31 protein-coding genes are annotated in these 21,105 nt (G+C 45.7%); 1 reads left to right on the top strand and 30 read right to left on the bottom strand.

Annotated elements, in window-relative coordinates; translation table 11 throughout:
• Positions 1-64: 64 nt before the first annotated feature.
• The 30 genes from CXF60_RS06210 to CXF60_RS06070 form a co-directional block, all read right to left on the bottom strand.
• Complete coding sequence (locus CXF60_RS06210; protein ID WP_102091237.1) at positions 65-544, bottom strand: hypothetical protein; 480 nt, start codon at positions 542-544, stop codon at positions 65-67.
• Between the two features lie 11 nt (positions 545-555).
• Positions 556-1,848: a phage capsid family protein gene (locus tag CXF60_RS06205; protein WP_102091236.1), complete on the bottom strand. Its 1,293-nt coding sequence runs from the start codon at positions 1,846-1,848 to the stop codon at positions 556-558.
• A gap of 11 nt (positions 1,849-1,859) precedes the next feature.
• Positions 1,860-2,909, bottom strand: a complete 1,050-nt coding sequence (locus CXF60_RS06200; protein ID WP_102091235.1) for a hypothetical protein — start codon at positions 2,907-2,909, stop codon at positions 1,860-1,862.
• 200 nt (positions 2,910-3,109) lie between these two features.
• A complete protein-coding gene (locus CXF60_RS14415; protein WP_180958104.1) occupies positions 3,110-3,265 on the bottom strand; it encodes a hypothetical protein in 156 nt (51 codons plus the stop codon).
• 21 nt (positions 3,266-3,286) lie between these two features.
• Complete coding sequence (locus CXF60_RS06195) at positions 3,287-3,574, bottom strand: hypothetical protein (RefSeq protein ID WP_145990203.1); 288 nt, start codon at positions 3,572-3,574, stop codon at positions 3,287-3,289.
• Positions 3,575-3,584: 10 nt separating this feature from the next.
• Positions 3,585-4,067 (bottom strand): hypothetical protein, encoded by a 483-nt coding sequence (locus CXF60_RS06190; protein ID WP_102091233.1) that lies wholly within the window; start codon positions 4,065-4,067, stop codon positions 3,585-3,587.
• Positions 4,068-4,076: 9 nt separating this feature from the next.
• Positions 4,077-4,271, bottom strand: coding sequence for a hypothetical protein (locus CXF60_RS14410; RefSeq protein WP_102091232.1), 195 nt, complete (start codon positions 4,269-4,271; stop codon positions 4,077-4,079).
• The gene (locus CXF60_RS06180) at positions 4,271-4,612 is read right to left on the bottom strand and encodes a hypothetical protein (RefSeq protein WP_102091231.1); all 342 of its coding nucleotides are present in this window, start codon (positions 4,610-4,612) and stop codon (positions 4,271-4,273) included. The genes CXF60_RS14410 and CXF60_RS06180 overlap by 1 nt, the downstream gene beginning before the upstream one ends.
• Positions 4,613-4,729: 117 nt before the next feature.
• Positions 4,730-5,047: a hypothetical protein gene (locus tag CXF60_RS06175; RefSeq protein ID WP_102091230.1), complete on the bottom strand. Its 318-nt coding sequence runs from the start codon at positions 5,045-5,047 to the stop codon at positions 4,730-4,732.
• A gap of 8 nt (positions 5,048-5,055) precedes the next feature.
• Positions 5,056-5,319 (bottom strand): hypothetical protein, encoded by a 264-nt coding sequence (locus tag CXF60_RS06170; RefSeq protein ID WP_102091229.1) that lies wholly within the window; start codon positions 5,317-5,319, stop codon positions 5,056-5,058.
• Positions 5,316-5,771, bottom strand: a complete 456-nt coding sequence (locus tag CXF60_RS06165; RefSeq protein WP_102091228.1) for a hypothetical protein — start codon at positions 5,769-5,771, stop codon at positions 5,316-5,318. The genes CXF60_RS06170 and CXF60_RS06165 overlap by 4 nt, the downstream gene beginning before the upstream one ends.
• Complete coding sequence (locus CXF60_RS06160; protein ID WP_102091227.1) at positions 5,768-6,310, bottom strand: hypothetical protein; 543 nt, start codon at positions 6,308-6,310, stop codon at positions 5,768-5,770. Before CXF60_RS06160 ends, CXF60_RS06165 begins: the two co-directional genes overlap by 4 nt.
• A 112-nt stretch (positions 6,311-6,422) precedes the next feature.
• Positions 6,423-8,696, bottom strand: a complete 2,274-nt coding sequence (locus CXF60_RS06155; RefSeq protein WP_102091226.1) for a portal protein — start codon at positions 8,694-8,696, stop codon at positions 6,423-6,425.
• Positions 8,697-8,707: 11 nt separating this feature from the next.
• Complete coding sequence (locus CXF60_RS06150; protein WP_180958103.1) at positions 8,708-10,324, bottom strand: terminase; 1,617 nt, start codon at positions 10,322-10,324, stop codon at positions 8,708-8,710.
• Between the two features lie 80 nt (positions 10,325-10,404).
• Positions 10,405-11,112, bottom strand: coding sequence for a hypothetical protein (locus CXF60_RS06145; RefSeq protein WP_102091224.1), 708 nt, complete (start codon positions 11,110-11,112; stop codon positions 10,405-10,407).
• 224 nt (positions 11,113-11,336) lie between these two features.
• Positions 11,337-11,777 carry a hypothetical protein gene (locus tag CXF60_RS06140; RefSeq protein WP_416376869.1) on the bottom strand — a complete coding sequence of 147 codons (441 nt, stop codon included), beginning with the start codon at positions 11,775-11,777 and terminating at the stop codon, positions 11,337-11,339.
• A 100-nt stretch (positions 11,778-11,877) separates the two neighbouring features.
• Positions 11,878-12,891 carry a deoxynucleotide monophosphate kinase family protein gene (locus CXF60_RS06135; RefSeq protein WP_102091223.1) on the bottom strand — a complete coding sequence of 338 codons (1,014 nt, stop codon included), beginning with the start codon at positions 12,889-12,891 and terminating at the stop codon, positions 11,878-11,880.
• Positions 12,892-13,106: 215 nt separating this feature from the next.
• On the bottom strand, positions 13,107-13,523 hold the full coding sequence (locus tag CXF60_RS06130; RefSeq protein WP_102091222.1) for a DUF1064 domain-containing protein: 417 nt from the start codon (positions 13,521-13,523) through the stop codon (positions 13,107-13,109).
• 19 nt (positions 13,524-13,542) lie between these two features.
• On the bottom strand, positions 13,543-13,851 hold the full coding sequence (locus tag CXF60_RS06125; RefSeq protein ID WP_102091221.1) for a hypothetical protein: 309 nt from the start codon (positions 13,849-13,851) through the stop codon (positions 13,543-13,545).
• A gap of 106 nt (positions 13,852-13,957) precedes the next feature.
• Entirely contained in the window at positions 13,958-14,455 is a 498-nt protein-coding gene (locus CXF60_RS06120; RefSeq protein WP_102091220.1) for a hypothetical protein, read from the bottom strand.
• Entirely contained in the window at positions 14,452-14,721 is a 270-nt protein-coding gene (locus CXF60_RS06115; protein ID WP_102091219.1) for a hypothetical protein, read from the bottom strand. Before CXF60_RS06115 ends, CXF60_RS06120 begins: the two co-directional genes overlap by 4 nt.
• Positions 14,718-15,110 carry a hypothetical protein gene (locus tag CXF60_RS06110; RefSeq protein WP_102091218.1) on the bottom strand — a complete coding sequence of 131 codons (393 nt, stop codon included), beginning with the start codon at positions 15,108-15,110 and terminating at the stop codon, positions 14,718-14,720. Before CXF60_RS06110 ends, CXF60_RS06115 begins: the two co-directional genes overlap by 4 nt.
• Before the next feature lie 12 nt (positions 15,111-15,122).
• Complete coding sequence (locus tag CXF60_RS06105) at positions 15,123-15,644, bottom strand: hypothetical protein (protein ID WP_102091217.1); 522 nt, start codon at positions 15,642-15,644, stop codon at positions 15,123-15,125.
• A 25-nt stretch (positions 15,645-15,669) separates the two neighbouring features.
• Positions 15,670-16,278, bottom strand: coding sequence for a replication protein P (locus CXF60_RS06100; protein WP_323807175.1), 609 nt, complete (start codon positions 16,276-16,278; stop codon positions 15,670-15,672).
• On the bottom strand, positions 16,232-17,062 hold the full coding sequence (locus CXF60_RS06095; RefSeq protein ID WP_075106014.1) for a helix-turn-helix domain-containing protein: 831 nt from the start codon (positions 17,060-17,062) through the stop codon (positions 16,232-16,234). The genes CXF60_RS06100 and CXF60_RS06095 overlap by 47 nt, the downstream gene beginning before the upstream one ends.
• The gene (locus CXF60_RS06090) at positions 17,059-17,370 is read right to left on the bottom strand and encodes a hypothetical protein (RefSeq protein ID WP_102091215.1); all 312 of its coding nucleotides are present in this window, start codon (positions 17,368-17,370) and stop codon (positions 17,059-17,061) included. The genes CXF60_RS06095 and CXF60_RS06090 overlap by 4 nt, the downstream gene beginning before the upstream one ends.
• Positions 17,370-18,119, bottom strand: coding sequence for a phage antirepressor KilAC domain-containing protein (locus tag CXF60_RS06085; protein ID WP_180958102.1), 750 nt, complete (start codon positions 18,117-18,119; stop codon positions 17,370-17,372). The genes CXF60_RS06090 and CXF60_RS06085 overlap by 1 nt, the downstream gene beginning before the upstream one ends.
• Positions 18,120-18,183: 64 nt before the next feature.
• The gene (locus tag CXF60_RS06080; RefSeq protein WP_102091213.1) at positions 18,184-19,062 is read right to left on the bottom strand and encodes a hypothetical protein; all 879 of its coding nucleotides are present in this window, start codon (positions 19,060-19,062) and stop codon (positions 18,184-18,186) included.
• Positions 19,063-19,064: 2 nt separating this feature from the next.
• Positions 19,065-19,694: a hypothetical protein gene (locus CXF60_RS06075; RefSeq protein ID WP_102091212.1), complete on the bottom strand. Its 630-nt coding sequence runs from the start codon at positions 19,692-19,694 to the stop codon at positions 19,065-19,067.
• Between the two features lie 24 nt (positions 19,695-19,718).
• Positions 19,719-19,964 (bottom strand): helix-turn-helix domain-containing protein, encoded by a 246-nt coding sequence (locus CXF60_RS06070; RefSeq protein ID WP_102091211.1) that lies wholly within the window; start codon positions 19,962-19,964, stop codon positions 19,719-19,721.
• A 152-nt stretch (positions 19,965-20,116) separates the two neighbouring features.
• On the opposite strand from CXF60_RS06070, the gene CXF60_RS06065 reads away from it, so the two are divergent.
• The gene (locus CXF60_RS06065; protein ID WP_228707055.1) at positions 20,117-20,794 is read left to right on the top strand and encodes a LexA family transcriptional regulator; all 678 of its coding nucleotides are present in this window, start codon (positions 20,117-20,119) and stop codon (positions 20,792-20,794) included.
• Positions 20,795-21,105: the final 311 nt, after the last annotated feature.

Here is a 21,105-nt window from a genome sequence, read left to right as displayed (position 1 = left end):
AGACTGACTGAAACCAGCCAGCCTATTTTTATTTATCGTTTAGACTCAATCACTTGCTGGCAGGTTAATTAGCGCCTGTCAGCTCACCTGATACCGTTACTGTAATGTCAGACTCTTTGGCGTTGGTTACACCAGCCAAGGTAAGAATCAGACGCGCAGGCTTAGGTAGAACAACCAGCTTGCTGCCGTCAGCACGTAAGCGACCAGCAGTAGCAAGGTCAGCACCAGCTTTGACAAAATACTCAGCGTCTTGTGGTACATCGGCATCATCTTCACCATCTGCATACGCAAAACCTAAGCTACCAGTCATGGTTGCCGTCATACCTTCAGTGACAAACACTTGCGCATCTGCCAAGCACCAGCCTTCAGGTAGGAAGCCCATATCAATCACGTCACCATCTTTTGGTGCGGTACCGCTGTCACCCATCACGATACCTAGCGCATTGGTCTTGACGTTATAACCAAGTGTCGTGGTATTGCCATAAGGCGCTGTGAACGTATAAAAATGCGTGACCGTTGGTTTGTTCGTTACAATCGTAGTCATCTGTCTATTCCTTATTTTCCGCGACCAAACGAGTCAACGGCAGTGTCAACAACCGTGATACCGTAGTCAGTAAATTCATGGCCATTACCAGTGTCGACATCAAAGCGGATTTTAGACACGCCTCGAATAGCACCAATCAATAGCTCAGCTTTATCACCATGATCTAAGTCACCCTTTTCAGACCAGAAGAAAGGAATGCCTGATTGACGAGCTGCGCCCATTGCTTCAGCGATTGCCTGTCCACCCAAGATGAGCGAACGGTCAACGGCAAACTTCTCACCGAATGAATCTGGTACCAATGCAGTCGCTTCGTTTTCACTGGTGTATGACGTGCAGTACTGCATCTCATCGCCTGCATAGAAGCGAATCGGACGTGGCATCTTGATCATCAAAAAGCCATTCCAGATACCAGCTTGACCTTTAAACAAAGGATGACCAGCAGCTTGTGCGGCACGAGCCAGCGCAGCAGCTTGGAATTGACGGAAGGCTGGGTCAGCAGCGAACTTGTTGTACTGCGCAGGAGATAACATCCATACACGTAATGGGTCATCATCTGCCATCATGTCGCCTTCAAACTTGACGATAGGAGGCGGCAATGCGATTTGGTCCATCAGCGACTTCATTGAGTCAACGGTATCCATCTTGAGCATGTCAGCTGAAGTGATATCAATCTCATCACCAGTCTGGCTAAACTCCTTGATACCATCACCGTCTGCTAAGTAGTGACGGTTTTTGGTTGGTGCTTTAACACGGTTGACCATGATTTCTTTGAACTTGGCATGCTCAGCTGTTGGCACAACCCATTCGATGTTATCTTGATGACCACGAGCACCAGCCATGTGCACAAGTAGCGATTGATCAACGTAGCGGCCCATTAGGTTCTCAGCAACTGGACGACCGACTGCGCGGAAGTCTACTGGTGAGCGAATGGTGGTCATTGAGTCGCCCATATCGATTGGGAAACGTGCTTGATTGACACGTAGCTTGTCGGTGGTGAATGACATGCCAGTACCACGGCCTTCAGCATAGTTGCTGCCCATAATCGGTAAAGCACCTACCGGGTTAAGTAGGTTGAACGTGACTTCATCGCCAGAACCTTTGCCCAAGTCTTGCACTTGAACGATTGGCATGTGCTGGGTGGTTTGCTTGCGTAGTGTTGCTTCAGCACCAGCAGTACCTTTAGGCATTTTGCCTGTAAGCTTTTGCATCGTACCGTTACGTTGCATGTGAGTCGCAAACAAGCCAGCGGCTTGTACGAACATATTTTTTGGATCGCCGTATGCGGCGTGGGTATTGGTAGCCATCTATGCCACTCCTAGAGATTATTTAAGTATTGGTTACGCTTTTCAGGCGACCAGTCCATCATTGTTTCAACCAATTCCATGCCAGACATGGAGTCCATCTGCTCAGTGATATTGGTTGCGCCTTTATGACCGCCAGGTATGTCGCTTAGGCTGGCAGGTACAGCAGGCGCAGTATTTTTGATTGCTTCGCGTGCCTTGGCTTTTAACTCAGCAGCCGTTGGTGCGGCTGGCGTGTCTTCGGCCTTGGCAGGCGTCGCAGTGCTATTGGTTGATTGCTTATAGTTATTGAGTAATTCGACGACTTGATCAGCACTACCCTGATTCAGCACTTGATTGATAGAGGCTTGAATATAAGAAGGTTGGCCTGCCTTCCACGACTCAAACTCACCACTTTCAACCACTGAGTCAGCGTCTTGATGTGCTTCATAGATTGTGCGCATGTGGGCTTGTTCAGCACTCTCTTGCTCTTTGGCTTGCATCGGCTTTAAGGCTTCTGCAACACGAGCATTCACTTGTGCTTGTACGCGCTCATCAATCAGCTTGTTAATACCTTCTGCCAGAGCTTCTTCAGAGAAGTCACCAAAGTAGTCAGGGTTCACGCCAGCATCGATTGCGGCCTGTGCCGTCTCAATATCCTGCTCTTGCTGCGTAGGTGCGGCATTGGCAGGCGTTTGGTTTTGCTTGCGTAAAATTTCTAACTCGGCATTGGCAGCGGCTAACGCTTCTTGTGATACACGGTCACGCTCACGCGCTTCGACCAACTTTTCATAAGGAATAGTGTGTACGCCATCACGAGCTAGGACCACTTTCTCGCCTTCAACATCGTCGTCCGACGGAGTATCTTTAGGCTCATCAGTGGGGGCTTCTGTGGCTGGCGCGTCATCCTTATCATCAGGTGTGTCAATCACTTCATCTGCATCGGTATCGGCTGGCGTCTCGATACTATCCGCTTGCGCGGTATCGCCATTCATACTTGCTTCCAAGTATTGCGCTGCTTTTTGAGGTGTCCAATCACCGTCATCAAAGTTGTCATCAATAAAAATATTTGCATCAACTGTCATTAATCTGTCCTTTACCCATGTCGGAGGGCTACCGTAAAAAAACAGGTTTCGCCAACTAGCGATTGGCTTGATAACAATTTAATGGGTAGCAAGGTTTTATGCGAACCTTATAGGGGTGTCGGGCTTGCCAGCCAAATTTTGGGCACAAAAAAACCTCCGACTAGGGAGGTTTAGGCTTGCAGTATTAAGGCTGGCTAGTGTTATTCTTTGTCTTTGTCGTCGTTAGTGTAATTCAAGATAGCGCTAGTGATTTTCTCTGCATCTTTTATCATCTGCTCATTCTTAGGGTAACTGTATTTATCAGAAATTAGATTCACTACTTCGTGCATCAAGGTTTGCTCTGCTGTTAAACTCATAGGTATTGCCTCTTTGGTTGGTTAAGGTAACTTACCACGAATAGTATGTCCTGCTTCAGACGGTTTGAGTGGCCTTGTAACAAGACGATATTGATTGCCAAATATATCATTACCCACTGGATTGATTCTAATCCCACTCCATTCAACATTACCAAATGACTTGTGATGAATACTAAGTGGGTCTGTTGCTAACAATCTATCCATAGCATCATAACTTAAATCAATACGGTCTACAGCCATATCTTCTTTCATTGCCTGCATACACGCAAGCTCTAACTGGTCTTTAATCGGTAAATATCTACTATCCATATTCTCACCCTCAATCATGATCATCTGGCTTACACGACTCGAACCAATCACCGTCGCGGTACCGACTATCTACTTTGCGCATCAAGTTGTTTCGCTGGCTTGTCTTAGCCCAAAAATCCTCACTTCTGGCTATCGTTCTATCTACTTCAGCTTGCATACTATCTCGAACCTCTTGACCCAAGGTTTCAAATATCCAGTCTACTTGCTCGATTGTAGAGTCACTGAATGGTGGGTAATGGAAGACTAACAATACGCTAAAAGAACCACTAATAACAAGCAGCTCATCGTCGTCCTTCAATTCAGCTTTATACCCTTTGCTTTCTAACATGCTTTGAAAGCGCGGCACTTCAACTTGATTGCCGTCCTTGCCAGCCTCAAAACCATGCTTGAACCATGGGTGCTTTAATTCTAATATCTCGCCATACGTTGTTAGGTTGGCTTCGAGTGTGGGTAATTTTAGCTCAGCGGTATAGGTAACGGTATCATCTGTCATAGTTTGGCCTCACTTTTCATGTCTTGGTTGAGCATCATACTCGCTAAGCATTAAGTCGATAGTATCTCGCACCTCTTGAAGCTTATTCCTTGGGATATGAACACACTCGTCATCATCCATGTCAGTAAGATAAACGTCGCCGCCCCTGATAATTATCTCTAGCTCGCCATTGAACTCACCCATGTATAACTTCTTAGTGACCATCACTCCACCTCATCTATCAGCTGCTGCAACGCCTCACCAATCCCCACGCCTTGTGTCGCTGGCTTGGCACGAAACAGTAGCACGTCATTGTCGGTCAGCATGTCGTTGATGGTAATGCGCATCTGCGGCTTATCGGCAGTGCTCACATCATTTTGTGATAGTTCGACTGGCGCAGATTCCAAGCTATCACGTATCAACTCACCATTAGCAGTATTCACCATCATAGTTGCTGGCGCGTCCTCACTACTCGTGAAGCTGTACAGATACTCAGTGATAGTCATGCCCTTCTCGTTAAGGCTGACCGCTTCGGCTTGACCATTCATAAGTAAGTCGATGTTCATAGGTGATTCCTTATTTTAAGATTAATGCGGCCATAATAAAGCCCCAAGTTAGGATGGCCAGCAAAGCCAGCGAATAAAGTATATCGAGGTTAAGCTCTATTATAGTCACAGTCTCACCTATGAATTGATACTAGCTTCAAGTTGATTGACGTTGATACTATCTTTTATTATATGAAATTTTGAATTGCTGTTATTGTCTTTCAGCACCTCAAACAAAGCCCTATGTATGCCTTGCTCTTCTAGTGCCACTTCATCCGTTTCCATGAGCTTAGCAAAGTAAATCTGCATCATTCCGACTGTGCCAAAGTGATTAATAGCTTCATGTCTTGGCACTATCATGCCGTAACGACCCTTCCAAAGCATGCCAATAGAATCGTCTATATCGTAGAAGAACGTCTTGAAATGCTCGCTTGCAACTCCGTCCAAGATACTCATACCATCACCTATGAATTAATAACACTCTCAAGATAAGCACGCTCAGCATTCACGCGCCACAACCATTGCGTATGATACCTAGTAAAGCCACACTGACGACCAGCCATCATAAAACGCTTAGGTGGAATGCTGGCAAGTCCAGCGTTCAGTCTTGCCAGCGCATCGATGGCGGTCTGTTTGCGGATTGCGTGAGTGATGTTACTTGCAATGCAGTCTATCCGCAGTGCAACCAAATGCTTGTCTACCTCACCTTTATTATTCATTGGTATCATAGTTCATCTTCCATGTTATCTATAACTGTCTGCCTGATTAAATCCAATCGCTCACGAGTTGGATAGCTAGAGTCACCAGGCTTAGCGTCACGTCTTTCGTACTCATGATGTTGGTAAGCCTTCTCTATTTGATGAGGTAGGTGGTCAGGAAAAGGCATCTGCTGAAGTATGTTCTCAATCTCCATACTCCATCGGCCTTTAGATACTTTGAGCTTATCGTCACTTAAAAGCTCTGAGCTAAAGCCGTTATAGGCCAGTATCATCGTAAGCTCACGAAGCATAAGCTCGCGTAAGTTACCTTCAATCGGGTAATCTTGTGCGCCTTTGGCTGGCGTGATATTAAATTCTTTGGTGGTTACATTCATAGCGACTGTGTTTGGCTGCATCATAACCCAATGAAGCATAGCTTCCGTAATCTGCTTATTGATTAAAGCTGGTGGGTGCATTTTCATGAGTCGCTATCCTTGCTCTTAGGGGAAAATCTTTCTAAGAAAACCTCTATGCCAAAACCGTCAGGCTGACCAGTTGCTACTTCCTCAACTCTAATGCCACCACCTCTCCGATTTATATAAGTTATCTTTACATCATAACCTTTCTGTTTGTGTGTCCAAGTCTGACCTGTGGATAGTTTGACTTCTTTATTCTTGCCAGCATTCACATCAACAAGCTCAATATTACCAGTCTCTAATTTTTTATCTGAAAGCCTGGCATATATCATTGCATTAGCAACAATATGGAGTAAGTCGCTGTGCTCTACTGGCAAGTGAGCGCTAACTATAATGTCATATTGCATAGTAATGGCTGTAACTTGAATAAAGTCTGGGCCGCCATCGCCAAGGTCGTTCTCAATATATCTTGTACGATATTCAACAGGCAATTGCTTCTTGCGATGCTTGATTGGCTCACCGTTGTTGTCAAGAGGATTACTAAAGGCTTGAAAACCATCAACAGAAACGGTCTGAGTTTGCAGCTTATCTTTATTGTCTGACATAACATTACTCGCTACTGTAATCGCTAGTAGAGGGTGTCAGCAAGCATATCTAGCGTAACATGCGTGTCCGACTTGAGAGCTACTCAAGCCGTTAGCCGACCTATTTAGTATATCACTCTACTGGCATATTATCAGTAATATCAGGCGTTTCAATACCTTGCATCGGTGAGCCACCATCTTGCGGTACTGGTGGGTACATAGGGCTAGTATTCTTCTGCACATCGACCGATAACTCGCCAGCCATATCATCAGGCAGTGCCTGCGCTGGCATGTTGGCAGTAGGATAATTAGGGTCTTGACCTACAGGGTTTGGACGCTGATAGCCTGCACTCTTCATGATCTCATCAGCAATAGGCGCAATCTGCGGCATCTGTGCAATCTGAGCGCCACCTTGCATCGCGCTATAAGCAGCCGCAACACCAATTTGCACAGACTCAGCGTCAATCTTTTTAATCTCACTACCAGCTTTAAGCTCTTTGATATCAAGCTCACGTTGCTTAATATCATTACCAGCTTTGGCCAGTGCGTCTTTAATCGCTTCTTGCTTCGCCTGCTCAATCTCTTCTGGTGTCTGTTGTTGTTGCATCTTGCGAATATCCTCAATGAAGTTTTCTTTATGCGGAATATCCATTAGGGCGATCATATAAGGCATGGCTGCAACTTGCATCTCGGCTGGCAAGGACTTGACTGCTTCACTAAACGCATTGAGCTGCTGACCACGATAGCTGTTGGTACTCGGTACATCCTCAAGCGCGACCATGAGGCGTGTCTTCTGCACATCGTTAGATAAGTAGGTCTGTCCAGTTTCAGGGTCACGCTCAGGCGCATTAATCATAATTGTTCTATCTTCTGTGACTGCATCACCAGTGATAACGACTGTCTGTGGCTCGTTACCCATATCTTCGATGAGCATCGATAGTAGTAATTCGCCAACATTCTTACGTCCATCTCGGAAGTTATCCATCATGTCGGCAAGTGATTGATTGCTCTGCTCGACCTGCAGCTGCTCTTGATAACCTGATTGTGCGTTACCTTGTCCACCTTGAAAGCTTGGCGTGATACCAGACGTGCGATTGATCGACTCTCTGTTCTCACCAAGCATCTGATAGTGTTGATCGGTCAACTGGTAATCGCGGATAATCTCAAAACGTGCACCAGCTTTTGCCATGTGAGCTTGATCAAGAACAAAATCAGAATCAGGACGTGCTGCTTGCCTGCGTACCTGTGCATCAGTCATGGTTACTGCGCCTTTGGTACGCTCAGTACGTGTGACACTCATACCCCAACGTAGCTTGGATAAGGCGCTATTCAAGCTATCTTGTGGGTACTTCATGTCACGCACATAGCCATAAGGAATGCCAGTCGCGTCTTCTCTGAATCCCCAAAACGGCACGTATGGGAAGTGCGTGTGCTGATAAGGACTTGGTGCGTCATGAAGCAAGTGAGGACCTAACCAGTACGAACGACGCATGCGAGTAACCGTTGCCATGATAGGTTTGGTCATGCCAGCGGCAACAGCCATCACATGATTCTCGTTATCCTCATCATATTCAACGACACGGCCATCTGGTGTTTTGATGACCGGCACTGACTCCCATCTGCGATACCAGAGCTCAAACACACAAAGCTCTTTACTCGTTGTGTTGTACCAGCGTTCCTCTTGTAGTGTATTAGCACGACCTTCACCCCAAGCGTTCTCAAGACCTGTACTCGAACCACCATCAAAGTTTGGCATGTTGTACCAGTCAGCACCTTGACGACCTAATGCCGTAATCAGCGCTTTATGCTCAGGGAATGACAAAGCGATACGCTCAGGACGTAACCACTTAGCGCGACGTAACCACCTGGCATCTGATAAATCTGACTCGACTGCGTTCATATCCCAATGTATTTCATTGCGATGAATCTTGCGGCAGCGGTAAGGGTACTTGAATGGATCTGTCTCGCGTGATACTTCAACCCAACCAAGGCCACACTTAATCTGTGTCTCGAATGCATCACTACATGCTTTATCGGCTTTACTATTACGCTCAGCTTGATTGATTTTATAATTGAGTGCATCTGCCACGTCTTGGCCACCAACTTCACCATTAGGTGTCACTCGCCAATCTGTACGCACTGACTGCTCATAACCCTGAATCGCTCTGAGTGCTGGACCAATTAGGTTCTCAACCGCAGGCGGTAGACCAAGCTCACGCTGCTTCTTGAGTAATTCACCATCCAATTGATTGCCATCGGCATAATCAGCCTCACTATCAGCAATGCCACGCCAGCGCGGTTGCTGCTCAATCTCATTCAGTATCTCTTGATACTCAATCAAGCTGAGTGCTTGATCATCGGCTGGCACATCGATACCTTCATTAACAACTGCTACGTTATCTATCATCGTTTAATCCTCTACATTACGCGCCAGTCGTCAGCGTCGTGTTCTTCATAAGTGTGTGTTTTGTCTGACCTATCGAGCAAGCCAGCCTCTTTTGCTTGTGCGTGTTGTCTGAGTGCATCAGCGCCTTCACTACAGCCATTCGCCTTGTTTGGTCTATTGGTGTATCGGTTGTCCTTACTGCTAAACACTTTCTTATAGCCTTCAATGCGCTTGATACCGAGCTGACAGTTCACTTCATCAAAGTAATAGCCTTTCATTGCAGCGCGAGTCTGCTGAATACCATTCATAAGCTCAGAAATAAGCGGCACGACTTCAAAGACTTCACCAGGCATGAGGTCTTCTAGCATCTCGCGTGTTGATTTATTGGTATCAGATAGGCGCTTATGGTCAGCGTCATGCGGTAAGAAGTGACGCCCAAACACATAGCCGTAGCTTCTCAGCTGTGCGACGTAGTGCTTGAGCGTTTCATTGTGTGCTTCGTAATAGCGAATCCAGCGGTCTTGGCCATTCATGTGCTGCAAGAACCAAATAGCACAGCCGTCCGAGTTACCAATATCCCAGAACGTATCAACTGGAATGTCGAGCTCATCGATATGACACACACCGCCGCGCTTGCGCAGCTGTAGCATGTCTTTTGCGTAGTAATGGCCTTCGGTGCTGACTTGGAATGGCTCGTCAGGGAAGGATGGATACTCTTGCCACATACGCTCTTCAGCGCCAACAAAGTCACTGTTCTTGATGGCCACATACCAAGCGCGTTGATCAGGATCGAGTTTCATATCGATACCCATGTCGCGCTTGGCTATCATCTCAACCATGTCAAAGTATTCATGCTCTTTATCAGTGATATCGACGGTGCGTGAGTTGACACGGTAGTTGGCTTCTTGCCACCACGCATAGAAGTGCAATCGATAGTCTTTGCTCGATAGCTTCTTGCGTGAGTAGAAGTGTTTTTGTGCCATCTGAGTGAGACGGAAGAAGTCGCCTTCACGACCTTCAGCAGTGGATTCGATGACCAAGATACCGCTGGCAGGAACAGCAGGGATAGAACCAGTCATTACTTCGACGGCTTTATCAGGGAATTTTGCGCAGATCTTGCCAAACTCTGATATGTGCAGACGGTGAATCGTGCCTGAACGCATCGACGTTGCGACACGGATAGATGAGTTATTATGAGCAAATAGCAGCTCAATTGCGCTGTCACGCTTTAATGGGAAGCGCTCACGTATCTCGTCAGGTAGATTGTCATACGCAAACTTCACTTTATCGCGGAAGATAACCTCAGCCGCGTTCTTGTCCTGCGCGATAATACCGCAGCGCTGGTCAGCGTTGAACAAAGCATGGTCAAGCCAAAGAATGGCAATGAGCGTGGTAAAACCAAGCTGGCGTGCTTTTAAGATGATATTGCGGTGCCACAGCCTATCGATAAACTTTTTCTGTGCAGCATTCGGCTTAAATGGCACGACATAGCTCTCAGCTTCTACGTCTTCGTCATCATCACCTTTAATCATAATCTTATACAGACAGCCGCTAAACACACGCCAATACGGATCAGCTAAGCATCTTGCCAGCTCAGCTGCATCAGTAGGAAGTGGGTTTAATTCAGTGTTGTAGATTATCTCAGTCATTCGCATCGCGCCTGCGCTGCTTGCGCTTGGTATAGAGCACGCAAGCAATGTCTATGACTACAACCACGACTTTAAGTAACCTAATCATGGTCATCACCACTCACACCAATAGAGTTGCTGGCAGGTTCGCCCTCATAAGCAGGATCAGCTTTAACCACACCAAAGGCATTGCCGTTGTTGTTAGCAATGCTATGCAGTAGCGTAGTAAGTGCATCGACTGGTGAGCTGTCAACGTCATCAAGGCCATAAGCTTGGCGCTCAAGCGTGACAAGTTTGGTCATGGTGTCTGCCAGCTCTTTCATGACACGAACGTGATTAGATAAGGATGTGACACGCTCATACGCTTCAAGCTGACTTGCATCCACCACTTCTGCTTGTAGTGCTGCAATAAACAAATCTTCTAAGCGTGCGCGGTTCTCAATGCCAATCTGCGCTTTTAAGTCATCGAGCAAGGTCATGGCAATGCTGCGAGCATCACCAATGTCTTGACGATGAGATAGACGCACGTTGGCTGTGAGCTGTGCGTTCTCTTCAATCGTCATATCATCACGAGCAACTTGATCACCTGCCAGCGAGCTGACGGCACGTTCTTGTACGATGGCATTTGCACGCTCTTTAATACGACTCTTTAAGTCACGCTTCCATGCATGCTTCTTCGCACGACGTCTAATTGTGCTGTCATGTACGCCAAATTCTTTCGCAAGCTGTGCATTCGTGCGCAAATCTGCACGATATAGGCGTTCAATCTCTTCCCAATCGACTTCTGGCTTGTTGTTTTTCTTACTCATAAAGCACTCCAAAACCGCTTGAATGTCACAATGTTAGCGGTGTTGAGCGATATGGGCGAACCTTACAGGGGTGATTGCGCAGTGAGCGCGCACGCACGCTCGCAATCGCGCATCAACAAGCGAATATTGTGCGAATAACGAGCATGAGCGCGTGTTTTTGCAGACATAGACGCAAAAAACCTCGCATTTAGCGAGGTATCGTTGTCAAAAATCAGGCTTTATAACTAAACTGCGGACAATTCGCGCAACTGTTTGCGCATCTGCTTTAACTCCAAGTCCATCTTAGCTGTCGTAAGTGCTGCATGATGACCTATTTCTATATTGCTATACTGCATAGCATCAGCCATGAACAAACTACCAATCAACCTGGCTTCTTTGGGCGTTAGAGTCACAACCATATCATCACCAATATCGATCTTAACTGTGCCGCATGGCAGTACAATCTTACTGATAATACGAGCTGGCTTGTGCTCAACCGTTGGCACATAGACGCCACGCTGCACACGGTGAATCAAATCATCATTAACCAATGACGACAAGTTGTCATCGATAATGGTCTGTTTTAAGTCCAGTACGTCAGATAGCGTTTCGCGTGTGACTATCTGTTCTTGATTGTGTAAATCAATAACTGCGTCTAATACTCTTTGCTTGTTCGTCATCTGCATGTGATTCATCCTCAAAATAATATATAATCAACATGCGATAACATTGCTCTGTTACGTGCCAGCCAAACCGCTTACGTCTGCCAACGTGGGCGGTTTTTATTTATTCAGCACTCACAAACTCACCCAAAACCGCATTACCATCCACTTGAGCATGCAACCAATCCAAGTCGCGCGAGTTATCAATCACAATGTCACCTGCTTTGAACTCAATAGGGTTCTCTGATACGTGATTGCCCTCGATACCGCCGCGACCAGTCAAGTGAATAAGCACACCATGCTCACGCACAAGATCCGCTTCATTTTCAAAACGAACATCGGGCACAATTACGTACTTGCCAGCATTCAAGCGAGCAAAAGCTTCCACCCAGATATTACCGTGGATCATCTCACGGCCCCATTCAGTGCCTAATATCTGCATCATGTGACGAGGTGTGTAGCAGAAACGCTCGTCAATCACTGCCTTTGCATCATCACTACAGTCCACACCTATGACCTCAAGCATCTTTTTAATCGGATCAGCGAACGATGAGCGCGTCCAGTTATCGCCTAGATTGTCTAGCATGTAGCTGGCGAGTGTGTCCTTGCCTGCACGTGCTGGTCCTGCGATACCTATAAGGCGCATTTTGCTAGCATTTGCTTTGCAAGTTGGACAACCTAGACCTCGATTTATCATGTCAAATTCCACGCTATCTAAAGGTATTATTGATTTGCAAGTCAAACAAACGCATGTCTCTGCGATCTTATCCTGCGTACCCATATCCCATTCAATAGGTCCAAACGTCTGCGCTACCGTGTCGTCGTTGAACGTATCGTCAACTACTGGTTGGCTTCCATACGCAGGCAAGCTATCTACATACTCATCAAGCGAGCCGTGACGCGCCAGCGTTTTGGATATGCCGGAAGATTGTTTTACTTGCGCAAGACGGTCACGTTTAGCATCAGACTCTATCAGCTTGTAATCACTAAGTAGGTCTTCTATTAAAAGACCGTAAACCTTAGCGCATCCTTCATCGCTACAATCAACCATGCTTGTTATTGTGTGATTCACGCCACGAACCTTTATATGTTTACCGTCATGCACGCTCTGCCAAAGTCCTGTTTTAATATCAGTCATAACTCACCACCGCCTTTAGATACTATGAATAACAAGCACAATCCAAGTACCGCTATATAACCCATGCAAAATAGAAAGTCGTTCATCATCCGTTCAACTCCTTACGTTTGCCGCAATCAACACACTCTGCATAGTGCAATCGATTACCAAAATGTATTTGCGCTCTCTTATGTTTGCAAAACAACCGTCTTATTAACTTGCGCATAAACCACTCCTCAGTAAGTTTCTAAAATTTCAATCTCATGGAATGCGAGCATCATGTGTCGACGCATCCTATAATCAGTTAATTTTGCCGTGGCCTTAGACTTCACATCTTCAACAATCACTTTGTCCTTCTTGATATCGTAGTACCTAAAGTCAGCGGTATAGCGCATGGCTGGCGTGGCCTTTTTATCGCCACTAAACTTGACGCTTTTTACCAAAATAAATACTGGCTGAACTTCTAGGTCTTTGATCAAGCCAGCGCGTACCAGCACCTTTAGCTCTTCGTAACGATTGCCCTCTGTTATGCTGTCAAACTTAATGCCGTCAATCACCACTTTGACCGCATTAAACTTGTTTTTAGGCTCTCCGCTTATCTCTCTGACCAACTGCTCAAGACTAGAGGGTCGTTTACTGCTTTTACGTGCCAATTTACCGCCCTCCTCGTCTTTAAACCGTCCTAACCGATGAATGTACCGAAGCCAATAACAAATCGCTTAAATCGCCTTCTAATGCACCACCCTCTGCGTCCCAACTACACACCTTGCTGTTATCGCGTACTCCGTCAATCTCAATCGCGCTTGCTGAGTAATACTGACGCTCATTGTGATAAGTCAGTCCAATGACAAAATCCCCGTCTTTAGTGACTGCGTTATTCACGCGGTATGTATAAGCGTTCGGCTTGCCAGCCTTTAGCGCTTCAACGATGTCGGCAAACTTACGCTCGCCTGGTGTGTAATCGGCTGGGGGTTTTTTCACTTGTACACCTTCCGGTGTCGAAAGCAGGTTAAGTATCTATCGTACTGACAAGCGCTAACCTCACCATCAGTTAGGTAGCACTTGCATATTTCGCACTGTCTTAAAATCACGCGCCCACTCCCTCAAACGTTATCAAACAATCTTTGAAAGGCGGCTCTGCACTATTTGCGCAATAGCCACCAAAAATAGCCATGGCTTTCCATAATTGCATGCGACACAAGCCGTCTTCATCGAACTTGCCAGCGCTATAATCAGTTAAATTTGGATTGCTAGCTCGCGTGACGTTGTTGTGGCTGGCCAGTATCTGCTCGCCTGTGTCGGTTAGCCTGAATGTCACGTACTGATTGACGTTTACGTTCACTTTGTCCTGCTCGATAGGATAACGAGCCAAAAGACGGTCACGCAGCTTGATAGCTTCGTCATTTTTTAGGTGCGAAACTATTAAGGACGAGAAATGCCTTGGGTCCGCGCCACGATCTTTATTGTTTACCTGGTCCTGCCGACTCTTAATAACCACGCCGCGTTCGTAAAACTGAAACGATAGTGATCTATGGCTTTCATAGTCACTTAAAATTACTGATTGCTTAGCTATAAACTTACTCACGCACTTATCTCCCTATCAATCGCACTGTTCTGCCAGTCCGTAGCATCAAAACCACCACCGTAGTAGTAAAACCCTGTCTCAATATCAGATACCCATGAGCGATGATTAGGTGTTAAGTGACTTTTGGTGCACTCAAACAACCAAACTCTGCCTTGTGAATCCATAACTGCGCTTTTGACTGCTGGCAAGGCACCTTCAAACGCTTTCTGAGTCAATTTATCCTCATCACTGCGTAGTCTTAGGTCTGTTAAGATACTAATGCTCACTTGCTCGCCTCCTTAAAATCCAACATGCCAGCCTTTGCGATATAAGCCTTGCGACTTACTGGCTTCGCTTTGGGCTTAGCTGCTGGCTTGTTGACATGGTACTTGCCGTCAGCATCAAAGTATTCGCTGTGATTGATCGCGTCCTTGGCGTGCTCTTCAGGAATAACGGGGACCACCTTAAAACCGTTAGCCTCAGCGATAGCGTTCATGACATCGTGTAGCGTCATGAAGTGTGCGCGTATTCTCAAGCTGTCTAGCCCTACATTGATGTTCAACATCTGAGTGTTATCACCCAATAGCTCCACGCTCGCTGAGTCGTTGCACATATTGTAAAAATCTATCGAGTCAGTAAGGTCTATCGTTAAGCCGTCTAGTTGTATTGATGCCATTACAGCCATCTCCTATGCGAACTGAACAAAGCCATCAACTGCGGCAAATTCAAAGGTTTGGATTAAGTCGGTAAGCAAGCCTTGATTCCACTCGTTCAACTCGCCAGCGTGTTTAGATACTGTATGCAAGTCATTCAGTATCTTGCGGCAAGTCTTAGTGCCAATCTCGCCTTCATTGTCTGCAAAACATAGAAGTTCAGCCAATACGCCGCGTTGACCTTTCTCCCAGTTGTCACAGACCCGCGCTGCATAGATACCACGATACTTACTGCCAGCAATTAATGGTTCATATCCCGAGATACGTGCCAGCTCATTACGCAAATTGCCGTAAGTAGAGTAAGAACTGCTGTAAAAACTGCGCGCATAACTAAAACCATAGACCTGCCCCGCTTCTAAGTCATCGCCCTGCTCCCACTCTGAATTACCAATACCGATATAAACCTGATTGGCCCACACTTCTGGATGATTGGTGTCGCCCATCTTTGGGTTCTGAATCAACTTAGTGCATTTGTACGCTGTAATATCTAGTCCCATGATCTTTCTCCGTAGTAGTTTTTGTTTATGCTGAAATTTTCCGTAACTGCGCCAACTGCTCATTGATATTCTTATCCGCCTCACTACCTGCCTGCACTGGATGATGACTGTGTGCAATCTGACGCTCCACTGGCACTAAAGACAACGTGCCAGCCTCATGCTCGCTGCAAACCTGCTCGTAAACCTTACTGAAATAGCCTAGAAACTTGTTATCTGCGGTTTTGAGCCTACCCATGCCAACTCTGTGCGCTGTTAGCTGTACGACATCGTGGAGCCACTGACGCTTGACGTACTTGTCTTCGATCAAGCCGCTTTGACTACAAGCGTTATCAAAAGCTTCTGTGGCTGTGGGGTATGTATCAACCTCACCTTGCTTGCATAGCTGAATAAACTTGTAAGCGCGTTCTACGGGGTAGTCTTGCTGCTTGATTGCTTGCCAGCGTCCACGCTGATACTGTTCACCATTGATGCCTGACTCTAAGAGTTCTACTGCCCATTCGCGTGCTTTGGCTGGCGTGTAACGATGTTCTTTATTGTCAAACAATGCGCCGTACTCTTCTTTGAGTTCTGCAAAAAGATTTAAGACTCTAGCTGTAGCAGTCTGTATGGCTGCCGGGCTGTACTTCGATTCCAAACTCTTGGTTAAACTCTCGCTGCATCCGCTGCTTGTATTCTTCTGTAGTTTCTCTGCGAGGTTTGTTGTTAGCTGATTGGTTGCTTGCATGAGTGTTCCCCTGAGTGATTGTCTTGCGTTTGCGCTCAAATACCGTTTGATAGTCGCCTGTGATTGAGTAGTCCAATGAGTCGTTAACATCAAAACCATCTTCATCCAATTTGATTATTTTATTAACCAAGCGCTTACAAGCCGTTTCTGTGAGAGGTTTTTTAATCCTCTTTCTCATTTCTACAAAATCATTCCAATTTTCTTTATCAACAAAACTAGGTACTGGGTAACTAAGAGCATCAAAAGCAGACTTATCTTTTTTTGCCCCTACTTCTTTATTGATAGGTTCATTGACAGGTTCATTGATAGGTTCGGGTGCAGCTCCTTCACTACCTAGTGAATCTCCTTCACTACCCTCGACGCTCATTTGCACTAGTGCAGCATTTGCACCACCCTCTAGTGGTGAATCATTTGCACTACCCTTAGACAAGGTTAAGTGATACTTATTGCTAAAATTCTTGCCAGCATCTTTGTTGTATCGTTTCTCAATACGGAGAAACCCTTGTTTTTCTAGCTTCTGAATATGAGTAATGACTGAGCGCTTGCTGATCTCGCAAGTCTTAGCAATAGACTCATAACTAGGCCAGCACACACCTTCGTCATTAGCCTGGTCTGCAAGCTTGATAAGTATTATCTTGCGCAATGGGCTGCCGACTTTAATATCCATCACTTGTGCTACTAATTTAAAGCTCATGGCTCCAACTCCAGTTTCTTAAACTCAACAGTCCATACCCACTGGCCGCTATCTTTATCACGCTGTAAGCCTATATCTGTAACCTCATACGCTGGCTGGTTGCCAAGCAGTCTCAGACCCTTCTTGCTTAAAATGAACTCCAAGCGGTCGCCTATCGCTAAGCTTGGATGATCCATTCCTGAGCGTGGATAAGTGCCTTTTCTCACCAGTGTGGTAAAGCCACTAGATAATTCTTTGGCGGCTGACTTTTGAAAGTGCCTGTCAGTGATAACTCGATGCAACCTTGGTTTGATACCAATGACAGCCATTACACTAACTCCGCTTCACGGTTGCGCTCTTTCTCAAGCATCTCTGCAATCTTAGCCACGCCAGCGGGTGTAAATTTAACTCTAGGCTCTGCTCTATCTCGCCCATCATGACCAACGAATGACTGTAGCTTCTGCGTCATGAGTCCTGCACTGGTGCGATGTGAGTACGCATTAAGCACGCCTCGATCATCACGGTACATAAAGCGACGGCTCATAGGTTTGGTATCATCGACGCACCACGCTACAAAGTCGTTTTGACGCATACCCACTGCCTTGGCGGTATCACGAATACCTGTAGCGCCTTTTGAGCTGCTGATACGTGCCAGCGCTTCGGCTTTAGGCTTTAACTCTGTGACCTGAGCTTGTGCGACCTGCTTTTCTTCTTCGCTGCTCACTAACGCCTTTAGTGCCGATAAATAATCTTGTGGTAAGGCGATAACTGGCTGGCTAGCACTTACTTGCTGTTCTAACTCCTGCCAGCGGTCAACCAATGCGGCGGTAAACTCTGGGGATAACTGGGCAACAACAACATAACTATCGCGTTTTCCTTGCTCACCTGTAAAAACATAATGAGTCGGGGTTACTCCGTTAGCTGCTTTAATCCCATTCACCAATGGTGGTTGGGATATAGAACCCTTTGCTACCAATCTTTCGATACTTTGTTTTACTAGGCTGTGGCGAGTTTCAACCAATTCGGCAATTTGCTGGCTAGTCATCGACTGTTTATTGTTTTGCGTTAGGATATTCATAATGCTATACTCCATTTACAGGTTTAGTTTTGCGCCCATTTCAGTTACCGCTGATTTGGGTTTTTTATTGCGTGTCTTTCGCTGCACGCTTCTGCTCTTCTGTCAGCGCCACTTCAACATCAGTTGGCATCACCCAACCAACCAAGTCACGACCACTGATGACCGAATAGATGTTCATACCGTGGTTGTCGGCTAGATTGGCTACGCTTGCTGACCCAGCCTTTCCACCTTTGATGATGTTTGATGCCTCAAATAGCTTGCCACTGCGTAGCGCGTTGATTAGCGGCTCACGGTCTGGCCCAATCAAGTTGCCTGATAGTTTGACTCGCTCATGACGCTCAAGGCTATCAATCATAAAAAACGACTCGCTGGTCTGAAGACGATTTAGACGAATCAACGTGATATTCATATTTCTTTTGATATAAACCAGATCAGCGCGCTGCTTTTGATAGTCTTTGTGCTCGTTATTGTTTTGAGCCTTTTCGGACTTAGAGATCATCTTTACCATCTTGCCAGCGGTTAGATCGGCTATGAGGACATCACGCCTCGCCTTAGCCATCTGCTTTGATGACAGTGCTTTCTGAGTCACGCTGACTCTAGCTACCTTCTTAGCTGGTTTAGCTACTTTGGTCGCTTGGGGTTTTTTGACCTTGAGCGCTGGCGTGCGGTCTTTCTTCTGACGTAGTACCGCTGTACCCTTCTCTAGCCTTGCCAGCGCTTCTTGATGTTCAAGCTTTGCTTTGTTGCGTGCTTGGGTGCGCTTGAAGCCGTCAAGGGCTCTTAGCTGTGCGTCAGTACGCGGTGTTTTGCGCTTAGGTGCGCTTGGATCATCAAGATCAGTCGCGCCTACTTCTTCTAAGTATTCAGCAACCGCTGCTTGCCATTCGGGACTGACTGGCTTTGGATGACGACTTAAATCCGCAAAATGATGTTCAACTAACATGATTACCCCCAAAATCTATGAATTGCTGACAGTACGACCAGTACCAATACAGCATGAACAAGAATGTAGACCGCTTTCCAAAACTTCTGCTCGTCGGCAGTGATTGCTTGACGCTCTTCTTCTATCTCAGCTTCAATATTTTGTTTTGCGACCAATGCTGACGGTCTAACAGCCTCATTTTTGGCAACTATAGAAGCTTTGATTGCGGTATAAAGGCTTGCGACCCATCCAAACGCAGTAGCTGTACTGGTACATGGCAGATCAGCGCCACGACTGAAACGCAACTCACAGCTGTCAGACATGCCAGCGTCGTTCTGAAAGAAGTCATCTACCGCTTCTAAATTCTGGAAGTGGTATTTTGTGATGTGAAAAAGAATGTCGATTTTCTCTTTGTCGTAGTGCTTGGCATTGGCTGGCACGATCTTTAGGCCGCAAAATGCCAGAATGTCGCAGAAGCGCACTAATTGACTATCAGGCTTACTTGAATCCAGCCAGCGTCCGACTGTGCTTGAGTCAACATCAAGACATTTTGCGACGTTGACTTGCTTGACTTCTGCAACTGCGTGCAAGACGTCTGATTGCATGTTGCGTGACCGTTGTATTTTTTGGTGTGATAATTGATTTGTAGACATGGTTATTCTCCGTAGTAGTAGAGGTTAAGCGTGTTCGATAGTTTGAATATTGGTCATTTCCCCTGCCTTGAAGTCGTCCCAATTGTTTTTTTCAACGACTACAAATTGATGGAGCTTTCTGATTGATTCAACATCGCGCCATCTTGGGTTTTTGGTGGTTTCAGTAAAAAGACGAGATACTTTTGATTGGTATATATCTGCTTTCTCGGCAATCAATTCTTGCGTCATACCTGCGCCAATAAGCTCTGATATTTGCTGCGAGGCTCGCATGAGGCTTGAACTCCTTTGTTGGGTTAGTATTTATATTATAATGCAAATCTGCATAATATCAACCCACTTATGGATAGGTCATTACATAAATATCCGTTTTTGCATAAAATATATTTAATTAATGTTCACCAGATTAAATAGGAGGGTTCTAAATGTCTTACTTGGCGCAAAATATTCAGCACCTATTAGATAAAAACAATATCAATGCTCATCAATTGCAAGAAAAATCAAACATCGCTCAATCCACGACATTTAGAATAATTAACGGTGACACAAAAAGCCCAAGCAGCACTACAGTACAAAAGTATGCTAAATACTTTGGTGTTGAAGAGTCTGATTTAAGATTTAAAGACTTATCGGATTCAATAAAGACGCAAGATGACGGTGATAACTTTAAAGTGGTAGAAAAAAAGCCTGTGAGATACGTTCCTCTACTGAATTTTGTGCAAGCTGGCGAGTTTTGCGAGTACCATGACGATGCCATATCAGATGAGTTCAGACCGATCTTTGGAGAGGGTTATGGTGAGAATGTCTATTGGGTTGCTCTAGAAGGCGATAGCATGGAGCCTGACTTCAAATCAGGAGAGCTGGTGCTGATTGATCCAGATATGCAACCAAATCCTGCTGACTATGTAGTAGCTTTACGTAAAGGTGAAAAAAAGGTGACTTTCAAAAAATGGAGACCGCGTGGATTCGATGAAAAGACTGGTAAAGAGTACTCACAGTTGATACCGTCCAATGAAAATTATCCAATAATAGACAGTCGCTTTGTGCCGTTTACTATTTGCGGTGTTGCAGTTGAGCGCAAGCAGATGCTGAGGACAATATGAGATCATACTATTATTATTGGATATGCCATTTTCTGAAGCACGCCACATTGGTTGTGGTTAAGCCTTTAGGTTGGGGTGTTTACCGTGAAGCGCTGGATTGGGATTAATTAAGGAGTAATGTTGTTGTAGAACTAGGGTTTTATAACACCGAAAGATAATAAAGCAATAATTTCACAAGCCCACCTTTTGGTGGGTTTTTTATTGCCTATCCTAAATTTTATGCAATTATGGATAATTTAATCTATCCACTCTTGCAATAATCTATGCAATATTGCATAATATGGATTATCAGCTAGCAACGACCTAGCCGA

This window comes from Psychrobacter sp. 4Bb (assembly GCF_002836735.1).
Taxonomy (GTDB): Bacteria; Pseudomonadota; Gammaproteobacteria; order Pseudomonadales; family Moraxellaceae; genus Psychrobacter.
Note: the sequence above shows the minus strand (reverse complement) of the source record. Positions and strands in the feature narration are given on the sequence as shown.